Source organism: Neobacillus vireti (genome assembly GCF_036962345.1).
Classification (GTDB): domain Bacteria; phylum Bacillota; class Bacilli; order Bacillales; family Cytobacillaceae; genus Neobacillus; species Neobacillus vireti_A.
In genome coordinates, this window is sequence record NZ_JBALNB010000009.1 from 275,763 (window position 1) to 292,262 (window position 16,500).

14 protein-coding genes are annotated in these 16,500 nt (G+C 36.8%); 1 reads left to right on the plus strand and 13 read right to left on the minus strand.

All coding sequences use genetic code 11. The annotated features are described in order from the left end of the window. Positions 1 to 11 precede the first annotated feature (11 nt). From gucD to arfA, 7 genes are all read right to left on the minus strand, one after another. The gene (gucD, locus tag V7108_RS12005; RefSeq protein WP_335568369.1) at positions 12 to 1,475 is read right to left on the minus strand and encodes an alpha-ketoglutaric semialdehyde dehydrogenase GucD; all 1,464 of its coding nucleotides are present in this window, start codon (positions 1,473 to 1,475) and stop codon (positions 12 to 14) included. 13 nt (positions 1,476 to 1,488) lie between these two features. Beyond that, positions 1,489 to 2,382, minus strand: coding sequence for a fumarylacetoacetate hydrolase family protein (locus tag V7108_RS12010; RefSeq protein WP_335568370.1), 894 nt, complete (start codon positions 2,380 to 2,382; stop codon positions 1,489 to 1,491). A gap of 431 nt (positions 2,383 to 2,813) precedes the next feature. Then, a complete protein-coding gene (locus V7108_RS12015) occupies positions 2,814 to 4,046 on the minus strand; it encodes an endo-1,4-beta-xylanase (RefSeq protein ID WP_335568371.1) in 1,233 nt (410 codons plus the stop codon). Between the two features lie 507 nt (positions 4,047 to 4,553). Then, positions 4,554 to 4,844 carry a Gfo/Idh/MocA family oxidoreductase gene (locus V7108_RS12020; RefSeq protein ID WP_335568372.1) on the minus strand — a complete coding sequence of 97 codons (291 nt, stop codon included), beginning with the start codon at positions 4,842 to 4,844 and terminating at the stop codon, positions 4,554 to 4,556. 89 nt (positions 4,845 to 4,933) lie between these two features. After that, positions 4,934 to 5,236 carry a hypothetical protein gene (locus V7108_RS12025; protein WP_335568373.1) on the minus strand — a complete coding sequence of 101 codons (303 nt, stop codon included), beginning with the start codon at positions 5,234 to 5,236 and terminating at the stop codon, positions 4,934 to 4,936. Positions 5,237 to 5,451: 215 nt separating this feature from the next. Then, positions 5,452 to 6,423 (minus strand): aldo/keto reductase, encoded by a 972-nt coding sequence (locus tag V7108_RS12030; protein ID WP_335568374.1) that lies wholly within the window; start codon positions 6,421 to 6,423, stop codon positions 5,452 to 5,454. A gap of 92 nt (positions 6,424 to 6,515) precedes the next feature. Further along, positions 6,516 to 8,030 (minus strand): arabinosylfuranosidase ArfA, encoded by a 1,515-nt coding sequence (gene arfA / locus V7108_RS12035; RefSeq protein WP_335568375.1) that lies wholly within the window; start codon positions 8,028 to 8,030, stop codon positions 6,516 to 6,518. Between the two features lie 473 nt (positions 8,031 to 8,503). Between arfA and V7108_RS12040 the strand changes: the two genes are divergently transcribed. Next, entirely contained in the window at positions 8,504 to 9,301 is a 798-nt protein-coding gene (locus V7108_RS12040) for an AraC family transcriptional regulator (protein ID WP_335568376.1), read from the plus strand. A gap of 615 nt (positions 9,302 to 9,916) precedes the next feature. Here the strand turns inward: V7108_RS12040 and V7108_RS12045 are convergent. The 6 genes from V7108_RS12045 to V7108_RS12070 form a co-directional block, all read right to left on the minus strand. Beyond that, positions 9,917 to 10,018: a family 43 glycosylhydrolase gene (locus tag V7108_RS12045; protein ID WP_335568377.1), complete on the minus strand. Its 102-nt coding sequence runs from the start codon at positions 10,016 to 10,018 to the stop codon at positions 9,917 to 9,919. A gap of 93 nt (positions 10,019 to 10,111) precedes the next feature. Continuing rightward, a complete protein-coding gene (locus V7108_RS12050; RefSeq protein ID WP_335568378.1) occupies positions 10,112 to 10,996 on the minus strand; it encodes a carbohydrate ABC transporter permease in 885 nt (294 codons plus the stop codon). 16 nt (positions 10,997 to 11,012) lie between these two features. Then, positions 11,013 to 11,909, minus strand: coding sequence for a carbohydrate ABC transporter permease (locus V7108_RS12055; protein ID WP_335568379.1), 897 nt, complete (start codon positions 11,907 to 11,909; stop codon positions 11,013 to 11,015). A gap of 85 nt (positions 11,910 to 11,994) precedes the next feature. Further along, positions 11,995 to 13,290, minus strand: coding sequence for an ABC transporter substrate-binding protein (locus tag V7108_RS12060; RefSeq protein ID WP_335568380.1), 1,296 nt, complete (start codon positions 13,288 to 13,290; stop codon positions 11,995 to 11,997). 386 nt (positions 13,291 to 13,676) lie between these two features. Further along, positions 13,677 to 14,309, minus strand: a complete 633-nt coding sequence (locus tag V7108_RS12065) for a YesL family protein (protein WP_335568381.1) — start codon at positions 14,307 to 14,309, stop codon at positions 13,677 to 13,679. A 161-nt stretch (positions 14,310 to 14,470) separates the two neighbouring features. After that, positions 14,471 to 15,883 (minus strand): family 43 glycosylhydrolase, encoded by a 1,413-nt coding sequence (locus V7108_RS12070; RefSeq protein ID WP_335568382.1) that lies wholly within the window; start codon positions 15,881 to 15,883, stop codon positions 14,471 to 14,473. Positions 15,884 to 16,500: the final 617 nt, after the last annotated feature.

The window sequence follows — 16,500 nt, forward strand, 5'->3', positions numbered from 1 at the left end:
CCGTGTCTCCCTTAGCCTTTGATAAAAACTGTTTTGGTAGTTGTAAAGAATTCTTTGGCTGCTTCGCCTTGTTCGCGGGAATGCGAGCTGGATGCTTTCATTCCGCCGAATGGAGCTTGCAGTTCTACTCCGGCTGTTTCGTAGTTGACACGAACAAGACCTGCTTCAATATCATCAATGAAAGTAAGGATTTTGCCGATATCTTTTGTAAAAATAGAAGCGCTCAGACCAAATTCGGTATCATTAGCCACTTCAATCGCTTCTTCAATCGTTTCTACTTTCATCAGAGCCAGGACAGGACCAAAAATTTCCTCTTTGGCAATCGTCATGCTGGACGTTACATTTTCAAATACCGTTGGATTCACATAAAATCCCTGTTCCAACTCGGGAAATTCTGGAGCTTCGCCACCAATTAAAAGTTGCGCACCTTCTTCGATACCCTTTTGTATGTAATATCTAACTGTTTTGTACTGTTCTTCAGAAGCACAAGGTCCCATCCATGTCTCTGGGTCCAAACCATTCCCGACTTTAATCCTTTTCACTTCGGCAACCAATTTATCTTTAAATTGATTATAAACACCGCTTTGAATAATGACACGGCTGCTGCAGGTACATTTTTGACCAGTAGATTTAAGTCCCCCGCTTAAAACCGCAGCTACAGCCTGATCCAAATCAGCATCATTTGCTATGATAATTGGATTCTTCCCGCCCATTTCAAGCTGATATTTTGCTCCGCGTGCAGAAGCTGTTTGACCAATTTGTTTTCCAACTGAGTTTGAACCTGTAAATGTTACTGCTGCAACGTCTGGATGTTCAGCAAGTCCTTGACCAACAACCGAACCTTTGCCTGTAATTAGGTTAATAACACCTTTCGGGAAACCTGCCTGTTCGAAGCACTCAATCATTTTAGCAGCCGTTACCGCTGCTTCCGTTGCCGGTTTCAGAACCACTGTATTTCCGTAAATTAGAGCAGGGGCTGCTTTCCAAATTGGAATCGCAACAGGGAAATTCCATGGTGTAATCGCACCAACGACACCCAATGGAACACGTTTGCTAAACTGAAGAGCTTCACTATCTGATGCTGGAATAATATCCCCCATTTTTCTTGCACCTTCACCAGCATAAAATCGTAAAATAGCGACACCTCTGGCGGTTTCTCCCTTTGCTTCAGGCAAAGTTTTTCCCATTTCCTTAGTCATTGTTTCGGCCACTTCATCCAGATTTTTTTCAAGAATATCAGCCGCTTTATACAAGAGATTTCCTCTCTCAATTCCAGATAACTTTTTCCAAGCTTTTTGTGCTTGATTCGCAGCTAGAACCGCTTCATTTAAGTCTTCTCTAGTTGAGCTTTGGACATAACCTACCACTTCCCGGTTGGCTGGATTAATACTTGCCAATGTTTCATTGGAAGAACCAACCTGCCAATGACCATTGATATAGTTTAAAAATGTTTTAGTTTGAGATAAAGTTGCCATGTTCATACTCCTCCTAGTTTGCTATTTTTACACTTTTATTAACTTGAACAGGGTTTCGTAAAACACCAATTCCACTAATCTCAATCTCAATGACATCACCCTCTGCCAGGGTGAAGTCCTCGTCAGGGACAATGCAGGTACCGGTTAACAATACTGTTCCATTAAACACCACATTATCACGGCACAAAAAAGAAACTAATTCATCATATTTTCTTTTTAACTGTGATGTATTTGCACTTTCTTCAAAAATTAATTCACTGTTACGATGAATTCTGCATGTAATTAAGAGATTATAAGGATCATCGACCGTCTCAGCTAATCGAATACTAGGGCCAATCGAACATGAGTTTTTCCAAACTTTTGCCTGTGGCAGATATAATGGATTTTCACCCTCAATATCACGACTGCTCATGTCATTTCCTATCGTATATCCAACAATTTCACCCTTACTGCTCAGCACCAGGCCAAGTTCTGGTTCCGGGATCTGCCAATTCGAATCAGTCCTTATATAAACAGGCGTATCCGGTCCTATTGTTCTATTTAAAGTTGATTTCAAAAATAATTCCGGTCTTTCAGCTTCATAAACTTTGTCATAGATTGATTGATTCGTTGCCGCTTTTGATTCCAAGTTTCTTGCTTCCCGGCTTTTTAAATAAGTAACTCCAGAAGCCCAAACTTCTTCCGGGCGGATTGGTAACGTCAATTGTAGTTCTTCTAGTTTTTCGTCGATTGGAAGTGAATTCTGAATAACCTGTTGAACTAAAGATAAACATCTCTGATTTTTAGTTTCTGCTTCCTCCATAAGATGTTGGAAACTATTATAAGGTATGACATAAATTTGACCGCTGTCCGTTAGGGCAGCCAGTTGGTCTGATTTTTGTTCAGACTTATAACATATAATTCTCATAAAACATTTCCCCTTCAATTTAAAATATGAAACTATTTTGAAATTACTCTAAATGAATATTACCTAAAATAAGGTCACACCAATGGAAAATACTCTCAGTAATCCAATTAGAACTTCTCCGTTTCATGTCATGCTTAGTAATATAATTTTTCTATTAAGCGTTTTCAAAAATGGAATCATGAAAGAATTTAAACCGTTTTACAAAGCAATTCACATGTTTTAATTTTTCAAAAAATAAAAGTATTGCAAATAAATTATAACATCGAAATCTTAGTTTGTACATTAAATAAACTAAGAACTGTTCATCTAGTATATATTTTCATTTGATATTATCATTTATGGAAAAATAAAACCTGTCGCAGATTAGCCTCATTAGAGAACCTTTTGCGTCAACCCCTCTTACACCAATATTTTCAGTACATATGTATTGATTAGATTACCAACCGTACTGATTCAGCATCTTTATCTAAAATGAAGCTTACTTTTTTATCTCCACAAACCAAATCATATTCACCAAGGAATCCTTCAAATGAAACCATTCCGTTGTCATCTGTCTTACATGTTACATTTGTATACCAGTCACCTTTGATCAGTTTCTTTAAAACTTCATAAGCAGGTTTTGGACTATTATCTTTTCTGATAAATCCAGCAGGAGCACCAAGCCATGCACCATCATCGCTCAAGGACCAGGATGTAATGGCTTCTACCTGAGGATGTTTAAACAGAATCGAATACATTTCTTCTACTTCATTTGCCTGACGTTCTTCGAATTCTGGTGTAGATGGCCATTCTGGAATTTGATAATCATTCAGATCTTCAATTTCAGTTGGCATAAGATGTCCAGATGTCAATGTGTTTTCTGTAAAGTGAATGGGAAGACCAAAGTGTGAGAAACGGTCTAATACTTCTTCTAATTTCTCACGTCCCCAATATCCCTGATGCTGATGTGATTGAATACCAATAGCATCAATTGGAATACCAGCATTTAAACATCCATCAATTAAGATTTCATAATTAATAGATGTATTAAAGTCATTTAATAATAGGGTCGCACCAGGATTAAATTCACGTGTTTTTGCAAACATTTCTTTAATGATTCCAACTCGGCCAAGGTCTTTACTAATCCTTGTAACCCCATTGTCATACTTATCAAAGATTGGCATAATGACAACTTCATTGATCACATCCCACATATCTATTAATCCTTTAAAGTCTGATACTTCACGCTCGATTCTAGCAAACTGTGCTTTCAGGATTTCTTCATTACTCATATCCAAAAGCCATGGTGCAGTTACTGTGTGCCAGCAAAGAGGATGTCCTTTCACAGCTACGTTTCTTTCTTTTAACCACTGTGCAGCAGCCTTTAATTCTTTTGTCTTTGGTTTTCCTTTTTCAGGCTCGAATGTTCCCCAATAGAAGGGCAAGGTTGCAAAGTTAAATACATCTAAGAACTTAACCAGTTTCTGTTCCAAAAATGGAAGTCTGTCAGCTGATACACTTTTGTTTGCAACTTGGACTGCATCAAATATGCCGCTACCAAATAGGAACTTATGGTTTGTCTGTTTAAGTTCCACTTCCTTTCTTCCAACAGGATAACCTGATGAATCCACAAGTTTGATTGTCTTGCTCGCCATACGGTGTGCAAATTCATTTGTCTGCCCCATTATGATACCTCCATTTTCATTTTGAGTTTCGCACAGCTCTATTAAAGAAAACGTTTTCCTATCTTCAATTAAATTATACTAAACTTACTTTGTTCAGAAAACAAACCAAGTAATTTTTTCAATAAAATGGGTTGATATTTCTATCATTCCACTTGGTTAATGTTTTTGTGACAGCAATATAATGTAACTTACTCATTTCCTTACATAATAAGTTTCCGTCGGTCCTAGATTTGGAGAATTCTGACTCGCCTATGCGGCCTGCAAAGGTTACGACTAGTAATTCTTTGGCTTCTTCAAAGGTGTGGGCAATTGGCTTCTCAAAAAAAAAACGTCCAAATTGGATGCCAAGGCATCAAGAGCCCGGAAGGATATCGTGTTGATGATCCAAATTGGGCAGCAGGGGTACTTATTAAAATTCGCAGGCACTGAAGCAGCATAAATTGTAAAAAAGGATTAAATACCATTGGTTATATGCAGTGGTGCCCAGGATTTGTTTTAGAAAAGCTTCTAATCAGTCCGGAAGGGAAGAAACCTGCAAATAGCTGCCAATTTTTTATGCGTTTGGGGAGGAGTGATGATGACGGCAATGTCCGCTTCTACCTTTGAAAAGGCTTCCAAATGATTAGTAAAAAACTCCACTGAATTATTATTTTTTATAATTCCTTTGGCATTTTCAAGATTTATAGGATCTATATCCACTCCTGCGACCAGCTCGAGTTCATGAAATTGATCTAAGATTTCCAGCCATAATGCGCCAAATCCACCTTTTCCTACTTGAATCGCTTTTAATTTACTCAAGTAGGTTTTTCACCTTTTCACCTATTCATCCCATTCTTATCTACCTCGCATCTGTCCCGGTTATTTAGCTATTCCTTTGTAGTTACCACCTAATTCGCCCGATGCATTGAGTCCTTGAATTGGAAAAGTTGGCGTACCCGTTCAGCTTGATGTGAAAATTCCGGTCTGTCCGACATCTGTACAGGGATATTTTTAGATGTAATATTCCAACGGTTTCTTTTGTGTGCTACCGAAGACACAGAACAATCGTATATTTCTGCAATCATTCGATCTGACCACCCCTGAATCCAGAACAGCTCCATGAGCTGCTTATGGGAAATCTTTTGGAATTCGAATACTTCTCCATCTTGTTTTCGTTTTTTTAATTCATTATAAAACCATAAAGACCTCATGATCATCACCTTTTTAAAATGCTAAGCAAGGAACGCTCAAATTGTGCCTTAATTGGAAATATTTTATTATATTTCTTCCCTTGTATTATACTCATTTTTAATCAATCAGACCTTCCTGCCAGTCACTTTGATAGGCAGGAATCAATTTATACTCCGTTGTAAATGAAATATAAATTTCATTGTTAATAAATACTTTTAGGTGGGTTAAACAAAGATTATGCCTGATAAAAATTCCGGATCCACCTATGAGCTTTCAGCTTCTCAATCATTTCTTGAAAAAGCCCTTTTCCGTCCCCAACCTTACAGTTTCTTTCGACATTTTTGATGGAACGCATCCCGGGAATAACGGTAGAAACTGCTGTCTGGCTTAAAATATATCTTAATGAAGTTTCTGCCATATCCTCGATAGAAATGTTAAGATCTGTTACGATTTTTTGTACCCGGTTGTAGACTTCAAATTTTCTTTCCGCTCTAAAATAATGGTTTCTAAAATCTCCCTCATTGAACGTACTTTCAGGGGTGACTTTGCCGGTTAGGCCCCCTTCATCCAAAGGTACACGAGCAATTACACCGACATTATGTTTTTCACAAGCTGGGAAAAGCTTATCTTCCGGGCTTTGCTCAAAAATATTGTAGATGACTTGAACGGTATCAACCAGGCCTGTCTCAATCAGTTTGATGGCATTTTCTGTCTGGTGATCATTAATGGAAACACCAAAATATTTAATTTTCCCCTGATTTTTCAGTTTTTCAATCGCTTCAAGCCAGTCCCCCTGATTTACCCAGTCGTCAGACCAAACGTGAAACTGTTGGACATCGATTGTATCGACACCAAGATTGCGCAAGCTATCTTCCGTGCAGGATATAATATGATCGGCCGGGAAGGTTTCTTCCACTGGAATACCAGATGGAGCAGGCCATTTTAAATTTTTCGGAGGAATCTTGGTTGATACATAGATTGTTTCCGGACGTTCTCTTAATACTTGTCCAATCAAGTGCTCACTGTGACCATTTCCATACCCTAAGGCCGTATCAATAAAATTCAGGCCAAGATCAATTGCTTTGTTTAGTGCCTTTATGGATTCTTCATCATTTGCTCCCCGCCATCCGGTATTCCCTATGCCCCAGGCACCATACCCAATCTCGGAAACTTTTAAACCTGTTTTTCCAAGTAATCTGTAATTCATTTTGTACCCTCCAGTTCTTTAATATTATTTTTACACTTCAATAAATGCATTTTCCAATGAGCTATAACCTTAACAAAATATATGAAAATGATTTAAAACAATTTACGTTTTGCTAGGCGGATTACATTCCAGGATAATTTCGGCAATACAGCTGAAACCAAACCATCTTTAATCATTGCATTACCTTTTGAATGCGGAGCTACAGGTGTGCCTTTAGCTGAATTGGTTTGTTTTAAGTCATCGTTTTCAAGCACGATATGTTCCACAACCTCATATCCATCAAAATTACGAATATCGCACTCTAGTTCCAAGCCTTCCTTTAAATGGCGGTTTACCGCAAAAATCGTTAACTGTTCATTTTCTTCATTATACACAGCTGCTGATTCTAAATAAGGCACATCTGTAAAATCCTTACTATCATATTTTGGACTTGAAACAATTGGATTCAGAGACACCCCGCGTCCAAAAACGGATGCGTGCATATATGGATAGAAAATTGTCTGCTTCCAAGCTGGTCCATTTTCTTCCGTCATAATTGGTGCAATAACATTTATTAATTGGGCAAGACAAGCAATTTTTATGCGGTCAGCATGCTTTAATAACGTTATCAGCATACATCCAACCAATAGGGCATCCTCAAAATTATAATGATCTTCCAGTTGTGGAGGTGCAATGCTCCAAGGTTCAATTTTCTTATCTGCTTCATTACTGTGGTACCAAACATTCCATTCATCAAAAGAAAGATTGATATTCTTTTTTCCTCGTTTTTTCGCTTTTATATAGTCAGCTATGGATATGACTGAAGTTATAAAGTCATCCATTTCAAGAGACATAGCCAAGTAGTTAGAAATGTCATTATCACGATTACCGTAATATTGATGAAGCGAAATAAACTCAACATGATCATAGGTGTGATCCAAAACAGTTGCTTCCCATTCTGCAAAGGTCGGCATGCCCCGGCCGGAGCTTCCGCATGCAACAAGTTCAATAGTTGGGTCAACCCACTTCATGACTTTGGCCGCTTCCGAAGCAATCCTTCCGTATTCTTCAGCCGTTTTATGACCGATTTGCCAAGGACCATCCATTTCATTTCCCAAACACCAGGTTTTAATTTTATGAGGCTCTTTATAACCATGGGAAACACGTAAATCACTATAATAAGAACCTCCTGGATGATTGCAATATTCTACCAGACTTCTTGCAGCATCAATCCCGCGTGTTCCTAAGTTAACGGCCATGTTTACATCCGCATTTACCAACTTTGCCCATTTCATGAACTCATTTGTACCAATTTCATTGGTTTCTGTCGTGCGCCATGCTAAATCAAGCCTGCGTGGACGATTTTCAATCGGTCCTACGCCATCCTCCCAGTTGTAACCAGAAACAAAGTTTCCACCTGGATATCGAATGATAGGAACCTGAATCTCTTTTACCATTTCCATCACATCCTGACGGAAACCATTTTCATCTGCTTGCGGATGACCAGGATCATAAATCCCGCCGTAGACGGCTCGTCCTAGATGTTCAATAAAAGAACCGTATATACGATTATCAATCTCTGAAATTTTATAATCCTTTTCAAGAACCATTTTTGCCTTATTGCCCATATTTCTCATCCTCTCAATTGTTGTTTTTTGTGACTGCTTTTTCGATAATGCTCCAATTTCTTCAGGTAATAGCAAGCAGCATAAAATCATCACCGGGGCTATTTAATATTCGTCATTCAAAAAGATTATTCCACACTATTCATTTTGCTAACTGCCCAGCATCTAATATAAATCCATAACTAGTTTTATGCAGAGTGCATCAATGGATATATTTGCAAACTCCTAATTCAAGTCATTATCCTCTGTCAAATCAAGTTCTAGATCCCCAATGATATCAAACTATTTTGAAAACTAGAGGTAAATTTAAGCGTAATAAATATATAAGTTCTGACAATTGTAAAAAAACTGCTAGATAATAAGTTATTAATGTTATATTCTAAGATTGAAATGTAAAATTTGACTTCTTATATGAGACTCTTAGAACTATTTGTCCCATGTGAATTTGAAGCAACATGATGATTAGGAGAATAACTATGACAAATATTTACTATGTAGAAACTGATGCTACACACACAAATAGTTTTGTTTTTGATATTCCCGAAGGTCATGACTGCTGGCTTCTTGTCATCACACAAACTCCAGCTCTTTTCTTGGTCAATGGTGAAATCAAGGAATATCCTGCCCACAGTGCCATTTTTTATCAACCACACCAGAAAATTTACTACAGGGCTTGTGGTGAGAAATACATAAATGACTGGCTACGCTTTGACTCAAATGAACCTTTTGTTACAGAAACAATGATTCCACGTGGCATCCCTTTTTCAATTGCAGAACCGGAATATTGCCACAACTTATTTCAATTGCTTGTAACAGAGCACTCTTTTAATAAAGGCTATAGCGATTCATCAATAGACTATTTGTTAAGAATTCTATTTAACAAACTTCTGGAATCTTACTTCCAGACTGAGATTTCCCCACATTATTATAACCTTATAAAACTTCGTACGGAAATTTACACCAACCCTAGTTATAATTGGAATGTTTCTAAAATGTCAGAATATATCCACCTTAGCCCCGGCTATCTTCAGACACTTTATAAAAACACCTTTGGTATCTCCTGTATTGATGACGTTATCATAAGCAGAATCCGGCTAGCAAAAGAATATCTGATGCATGGTACCTATACAATTGCTGAAATAGCATTTCGCTGTGGATACAACAATGTAGAACACTTTTGCCGGCAATTTAAACAAAAGACAGGATTAACTCCTGGTAGGTTTCGTAACCGTCTTGCCAGCCCTATCTATGAACTACAAACCACCAGCCAATAATTTTACAATTAATCTATCAATCTGAATTATTGATTAATCAATTGTAAAACTGTAAAAATCAATGAATTTATAGCATTTTACTTTTCACTTATCAACCCTTGAATAATCAAGGGTTGAGTTTAAAATAAAGAGAGATAAAGTCTTTGATCAAATCTGCAGAAAACATTTTTGATTAGAACTACTTTTAACTTTATTTCCAAAAATGAGATTCATCGGATAAATTTATACTTTATTGTCTTGTTTAATACTAATCATTATCTCCACCATATTTTATCCAGTCAAAAATAGCCTCTCATTTACACAGTACATGCCAAAGAAAATATCTGTAAAAGTCATTGTATGAGTTCCCTCGATTCCGACTTTCACTTCTACAAATGCGTTGGAACAGTAATAACCGTTCCGTGATCATAAAAAAATAACGATGTGTTTATCCCTCCCTGATCCACCCATACAGGTTCTGACCTAGGTCCCCTTGGATCTTAATAAAATTACCATCATGGGATATGTTAGTTGTTGTCATATAGTACATTCCAATATAGTATCGTATGGTGGTGCATAGATTCCTTCAGATTTACCCGCATTTATTAGTTCATCCTGTGATCTTCTCGTTAGTCACTATCCAATAAGATTCCAATTTACTAAATTTCTACTATGATATATCGGGACACCTGGAAAGGATTCAAAACTTGAATTTACAATATAATAATCATTTTCCACACTGCAAATGCTTGGATCCGCATTAGAGCCTGGTAGTATAGGGTTTTTTGTCTCTCTCTATTACCTTTTTATTAGTAACTATATATAAATAGATCATCCCTTAAGACCAGACATAGTAATCCCTTGAACAAAATATTTTTGCCCTATGAAGAAAAGTATGAGTAAGGGAATTACCGTTATTAGGGAAACTGCCATAAGCATCTGAACTTGAGAGGAACCATATGAATTCTTAAAAAACTGCAAACCAAGAGCGAGCGTAAAATTTTGGTCACTATTTAAATAAATCAATGGTGTCATAAAGTCATTCCAATGGAAAGCAACTGACATAACTGCAACCGCCATCAAAGCTGGTTTTATTATCGGTAACAAAATTTTATAATAGATTTGGAATGAATTAGCACCATCAATTTTAGCAGCTTGATCTAACTCTATTGGTATTGTCTTAAAAAATTGTCTCAGAAGAAAAATATTAAAAGCCCCACCGCCAAAATATGAGGGGATTATTAGAGGCTTTAATGTATCTAGCCAACCTAGTTTTGAAAATAAAATATAAGTTGGAATTAGAAGAACCTGATTAGGAAGCATCATTGTTCCAAGCACGATTGTAAACAATAAGTTATTGTAGCGTGATTTAAACCTTGCAAATCCATATGCAACAAAGGATGCTGAAAAAACAGCTCCAATGGTTGTTAAAACAGTCACTAAAATAGTATTCCATGTGTAAATTGTAAAATCTGCATACTGCCATCCCTGAATAAAATTATCCAATGTGAATGTTTCTGGTAACAATTTCGGAGGCATTATGTATGCCTCAGAGGGTAATTTAAAGGCAGTTGAAATCATCCATAAAAATGGAAAAACAAACACTAATGCCAATATAATCAATATAATATAACTTATAGTAAGATTAACTGTTTCAACTTTTCTTTTATTCTTATAATTTATTGTTGGTTCATTCATTACCACATCTGCCTTCATTTTTCCACCTCCAAAATTAATTATCGTAATGTACCCAATACTTGGAAGTACGGTTCACAATTAAAGTTATAATCATGATTACAAGGAATAAGATCCATGCTAATGTTGATGCATAACCCATCTCACCATATTTGAATGCGTTGTTATATATATGCATCATATATGTATATGTAGCATAATTTGGACCACCCTCAGTTAAAACAAAAGGTTGCATGAATACTTGAAAACCACCTATTATTCCCATTACTAAATTAAAAAATAATGTTGGTGTTGCCAATGGGAGGGTAATTTTTGTTATCATTGTAAGTCGGCTTGCACCATCTATTGCAGCACTTTCATATAATTGTTCCGGTATATCCTGCAATCCAGCAAGTGTAATAATAATGGAGTTACCAATCGTCCATAACCCCATAATAATAATCGCAGGCATCGCCCATTTAACATCACTTAGCCAATTCGGTCCCGTGATTCCAAAAAAGGAAAGAACATAGTTTATGAGCCCATATTGTGCGTTAAAAATCCATCCCCATAATAAAGTAACAGCAACACCTGCAGTTATATAGGGGATATAAAAAGTGGTTCTAAATATACCCATTCCTTTTATTTTTTTGTTATTTAGCAACAGTGCAACTATAAACGAGAGGATTAAACTTAATGGGACAGAAACTACAACAAAATATATTGTATTCTTTAGAGATTTATAGAAAAGAGGATCTTGAGTAAAAGCCTTTTTAATATTGTCCAAGCCAATAAATTCACCGATTCCAGTCATATCAGCATTTGTAAAGATTAAAACAATTGAATATATTACTGGATATAATGTAAAAATTAAAAAACCCAAAATAAACGGAGATGTATATAAATAAAATTGCCGAGCTTCCCTTTTTTCACTACTAATATACTTCTTATTCATTTTTTCACCCCTCAAGAAACAATTTATAAAAAGGGAGGATCTTTCCTTTTAGAATCCTCCCATTTATTTCTATTACACAAACTAATTATTTTTTTTGATGAATTTCGTCAAGTGCAGCTTGTATTTGTGGAATAAATTTTTCTATAGCATCTTTAGCCGAACTTCCTTGAGTTGTAATTTGTTGCCATATTTGTTCATATAAGTCTCCAGCTTTATTAATGGATCCACCCCAAGGAAACGTAGTTGCATCTGCCAACCCATTGAGATAGTCAGTCTGTTTTATATCTGTATTCGGAATATTCAGTTCACTAAAAGTAGTGTCAGCTGATTCCTTTAATGCAGGAATTCCTACTTTGGCATAGATATCATTTACTTCTTTATTCATAGATATCGTCTTTATGTACGCCCAGGCAGCCTCCTTATTCTTCGATGCCTTATTCATAGCAAACCCTGTTTGAAATTTAATATTTGTATGTTTCCCACTCGGATCTTTTGGAGGCAAAACAACACCCCATTTAAAGTTATTCCCAATTTTTTTTGCTACTTCTCCAGCTTCAAACAATCCAAGTGGGTATATGGCAGCTTTTCCGGATACAAACATCTGATCCATAGGGATACTTTTAGCAGCAGCGTCATCAGGCAACGATTTTGATTTTACCAGATCTGCAAACAACTCCAACGCCTTTATTGCTTTTGGATCATCTATTGTCTGTTTGGTCCAATCACTGTTATATGGACTTCCACCATATGGTAAATATGCAAAACTTTGAAGAATCCAATGTGAAACAATAGCATAGGTCCTATCAGCTCCAGAACCTGAAGAAACTTTCTCTGCAATATTCTTAAAATCATCCCATGTCCAATCATTTGTAGGATATGGAATTCCTGCTTTGTCGAAGATTTCTTTATTGTAAGCAAACATAAAATCTGATTGAGTTGTAGGCATTCCTTCCCGTTTTCCATCCGGATCTACATACCCATCATCAGCCCCAGGAGTAATATCAACAACATTGATATTATCCTTTTCTAAATAAGGATTTAAATCTTCAAACCATTTAGAACGAAGACCTTTCCAGTCAGGAGACATCATGATAACATCAGCGGCATTCCCTGCTGCCAGTGCTGCATCAAGCTTCTGATCGACACTATCTGCCGGAAGCCATATTTCATGAACTTTAACTTTAGGATACAACTTTTGGAATACCTTTGTAGCTTCCTTCCGGGCTTTCAGTTCATCTCCACCGCCCCACCCCATAATAGTGAGTTCGCCAGAAATCTCTTTACCATCACCTTGGCTGCTAACCTGACTACTTTCGTTTGAACAAGCTGTGATATACAGTGTTAGTACCCCAGCTAACAATAGAGCTAAAAGTTTTTTCATAAAATTACCCTCCCTTTTTATTTGATTATCCTTAAATAATTTAAATCTCAAATTTTCTCCTATGCTCCCCCTTTCATAATTTATTTCATTTAAGCGTTTTCAACTTTGAGTATAATAATAAGATATTTACTCTTTCCTCGCATTGACATTTTCCTATATGTTATTGATATATTCTAAGGTTCTAGTGTAAAAGAAAAATTAAAGGGAATTTACTTATCTATCTCTTGCCTTTTTATTACATTGATAAAAACCCATACGACATTGGCATCAGAAAATAAATTGAATAAACATAAAATTACCACGTACCATTTTAAAAGTTCTTAATCTACCAAAAAAACCTCCCCAAAGAAGGAATCTTTGGGGAGGTTTTTAAATTCGTTGCTAATTTATGCACTATACTTCTTTTGTTTATTTTCAATGCGCTGAAAAGCAATTGTTGCACCAAATACGACCACGACGGAGATTACACTTACCGAAAAAAATGGAATAAATCCTGGAAAAGCATACAATGGAAATCTTAATAAAAAAAGAACTGCTACCATAAAAATAGTAATGTGCATATTAAGAGTCCCAATATAAAATGCATTTTTAAAATACTGGATTAACTTTAAATCAAAATGGACATAAACAGGAAAAAGATATAACAGAGTGATTATATACAAACCAATAATAATCAATAAAGGGACTAACAGAATATATTGAACGGTTCCCCCTAATGTCATTATGAGCCTATAATCAAAAAGTAGGAAAAAACCGATTGCTCCCATTATTAAACCCAGAAAATTAGCACGTAAGAACTCCTTTTTATAGGTTTGAAAAAAGATTCGAAAAATAGGGATTTCCGTTTCTTTCATGATCCACTTTCTAACCACTGTAAATAATGCAACAGTTGAGGGCATTACACCAAAGACTATGAATCCGGTTAATGTAAAGAGAATCCATAAGATATTTGCCAAAGCAAGCTTCCAAATCCAGTCACATAAAATATAAACTCTTCCCATTACTCCGCCCATTTGCATAGCTACCACCCTCTTTCAATTATTTAAGAACACAATTGATTACCTGATTCATAAAACTTCTTGACCCTTTGCTAAAACTGGTATGGCAGCAACAGCCAAGGTAAGCGACTTCGCTCCTAAAAACCGTAATGGTATTTCTGTCGGTTAATAAAGGTAATTCCTTATACCAAAGTAAAAGAAGCAAGACTCGCGTTACCGATTCCTTTGTAAGTAAAATATAATGCCTGAATGCCGTCCGGAATGGTAATTTCAGAGGAATATTCTGTCCATATGTTCGTAAACTTAACCGGTATTTTTCCGAGGGTCGGTCCGTTCCATGATGTTTTGACTTCAAAAGTCCCTTGGGCATACCCACGCACCTTGATTTTAACTTTTCGTATACCGTCGCATTGGAAATATTTAAAACCGGCTGTAGCAGAATCTCTCATATTCGCAATGTATCCGATTTCTTCATCCCCATCTTTTCCGTCCTGTGTAATCTTCGGAAATCGACCGTCCATCCATGCCCCGAGAGAACCCGAATACAATTCCTCATCGGTGCAGAATAAATTGCATGCCACATATGCTGGATATTCACCGCGTCCCACAAGTGCTCCTCCATTGGGCCCGCACGATGTCATTTCTACTTGGGGAATTGTGCCATTCTCCCGAAATTCAATCGGTTCAACACAGCCTTGTCGGCTGAAAACTGTTCCGTTGGTATGCCTATGATAAAAGATATACCATTTCCCATTAATTTCAACAAGGCTGCCATGGTTATTGTGCCCATAATACATAGGTTTGTCCGCTGGTTTGTATGTATCGACATGAAGATCGACATTGCTTATGATGACTCCCTGGTAGACAAAGCCTTCTGTCGGATGTTGGCTAGTTGCATAGCAAAGCTCATGCATGACGATAGAGGAGAAGATAAAATAATATGTATCACCTTTTTTCCTTATGGAAGGCGCTTCAAAAAACTCATGTCCTTCGTACCCGCTACCCTTGCCGTAGGGCTCACTTGGTGCAATTAAAACAGGCTCTTCCATAATTGTTAGCATATCGGGACCAATTACCGTGGCCATGGCACCTTTTCTTGATCTGTCACCTACTGCACAAAAACCTGTGTACAAATAAGTTTTCTCGCCTTCAGTCATGACCCCTGGGTCGAATTGAGGCTGGTCGCCCTCTCTTTCCCCCAAATGTGTTCCATCTGGATAATGCACATAACCGTAAAATTCGTATTTGCCTGCCGGCGAATCACAGACGGCTACGGACACAATGGAGACTTTGTCAAGCACATAATAGAGATAGTACCGACCATCTGGACCTACTGTGACGTCCGGTGCATAAAGACACATTCTGCCATCAGGATTGAGTGGATCATTTGTTTTTTTGTAAATGACGCCTTCGTACTGCCAATCACCTAAATTATCCACATGTGCCGACCAGCACACATAATCGTTTAAACAAAAGACATGCCCGTTAAAACGATCATGTGAGCCATAAACATACACTCTATCGTTAAAAACATATGGTTCTCCATCAGGAATATATTCCCACGATGGAAGAAACGGATTGAATCCTTGCTTCATCTTAACTCCACTCCTTAAATCGTAATAAAAGGTTCCTCTAACCAAAATTGGTTTTTTACTTGGAGACCTGCCCCAAAACTTAAGATTTTGTTTTATTGAGAAGGCTAACTCTTGTTCTCAGACTTATTGTCCATTTAATCTACTCTAGTAATTTTTTTCCGGTTGTCCTAAATTTACAATTTCAACCGTCACGACGTCATTGACCTTTTCCTATATGTTATTGATATATTCTAAGGTTCTGGAACAAAAATCTTATCCTTGATAATTAGATGTAGGTCCCCATGATATCTTCCCAAATAAAAAATAAGCGCACTTTCACGATACGCATGACAATTAGAGTTTTAGGATTAAGAACTTCCTTGATATATTAATAGAATCTTGTTGCAAATTACAATGAATAGTTAAATGGAAGTATCATCTACTTTTATATAAGTGATGCTTCATACGGAGGGGAAGCTGTTTGAAATCATTTGAAAAACTCCATCAATTACAAAAAGCTTTGTCGACTAAGGTCCATCTGTGTTCCTGTTCCCTTACCTATCAAGGGAAAAAAGTATTTGACGATTACATTGATGGAGATTTTTCAAGATTCCCGAGAAAAAACATACTAAGATTAG

What these genes read in the sequence shown, in the direction of transcription:
- V7108_RS12010 (WP_335568370.1), bottom strand. Translation starts at nt 2,382, where the DNA reads ATGAGAATTATATGTTATAAGTCTGAACAAAAATCAGACCAACTGGCT.
- V7108_RS12040 (WP_335568376.1), top strand. Translation starts at nt 8,504, where the DNA reads ATGACAAATATTTACTATGTAGAAACTGATGCTACACACACAAATAGT.
- V7108_RS12070 (WP_335568382.1), bottom strand. Translation starts at nt 15,883, where the DNA reads ATGAAGCAAGGATTCAATCCGTTTCTTCCATCGTGGGAATATATTCCT.
- gucD (WP_335568369.1), bottom strand. Translation starts at nt 1,475, where the DNA reads ATGGCAACTTTATCTCAAACTAAAACATTTTTAAACTATATCAATGGT.
- V7108_RS12050 (WP_335568378.1), bottom strand. Translation starts at nt 10,996, where the DNA reads ATGAAGGCAGATGTGGTAATGAATGAACCAACAATAAATTATAAGAAT.
- V7108_RS12060 (WP_335568380.1), bottom strand. Translation starts at nt 13,290, where the DNA reads ATGAAAAAACTTTTAGCTCTATTGTTAGCTGGGGTACTAACACTGTAT.
- V7108_RS12065 (WP_335568381.1), bottom strand. Translation starts at nt 14,309, where the DNA reads ATGCAAATGGGCGGAGTAATGGGAAGAGTTTATATTTTATGTGACTGG.
- V7108_RS12015 (WP_335568371.1), bottom strand. Translation starts at nt 4,046, where the DNA reads ATGGGGCAGACAAATGAATTTGCACACCGTATGGCGAGCAAGACAATC.
- arfA (WP_335568375.1), bottom strand. Translation starts at nt 8,030, where the DNA reads ATGGGCAATAAGGCAAAAATGGTTCTTGAAAAGGATTATAAAATTTCA.
- V7108_RS12055 (WP_335568379.1), bottom strand. Translation starts at nt 11,909, where the DNA reads ATGAATAAGAAGTATATTAGTAGTGAAAAAAGGGAAGCTCGGCAATTT.
- V7108_RS12030 (WP_335568374.1), bottom strand. Translation starts at nt 6,423, where the DNA reads ATGAATTACAGATTACTTGGAAAAACAGGTTTAAAAGTTTCCGAGATT.
- V7108_RS12025 (WP_335568373.1), bottom strand. Translation starts at nt 5,236, where the DNA reads ATGAGGTCTTTATGGTTTTATAATGAATTAAAAAAACGAAAACAAGAT.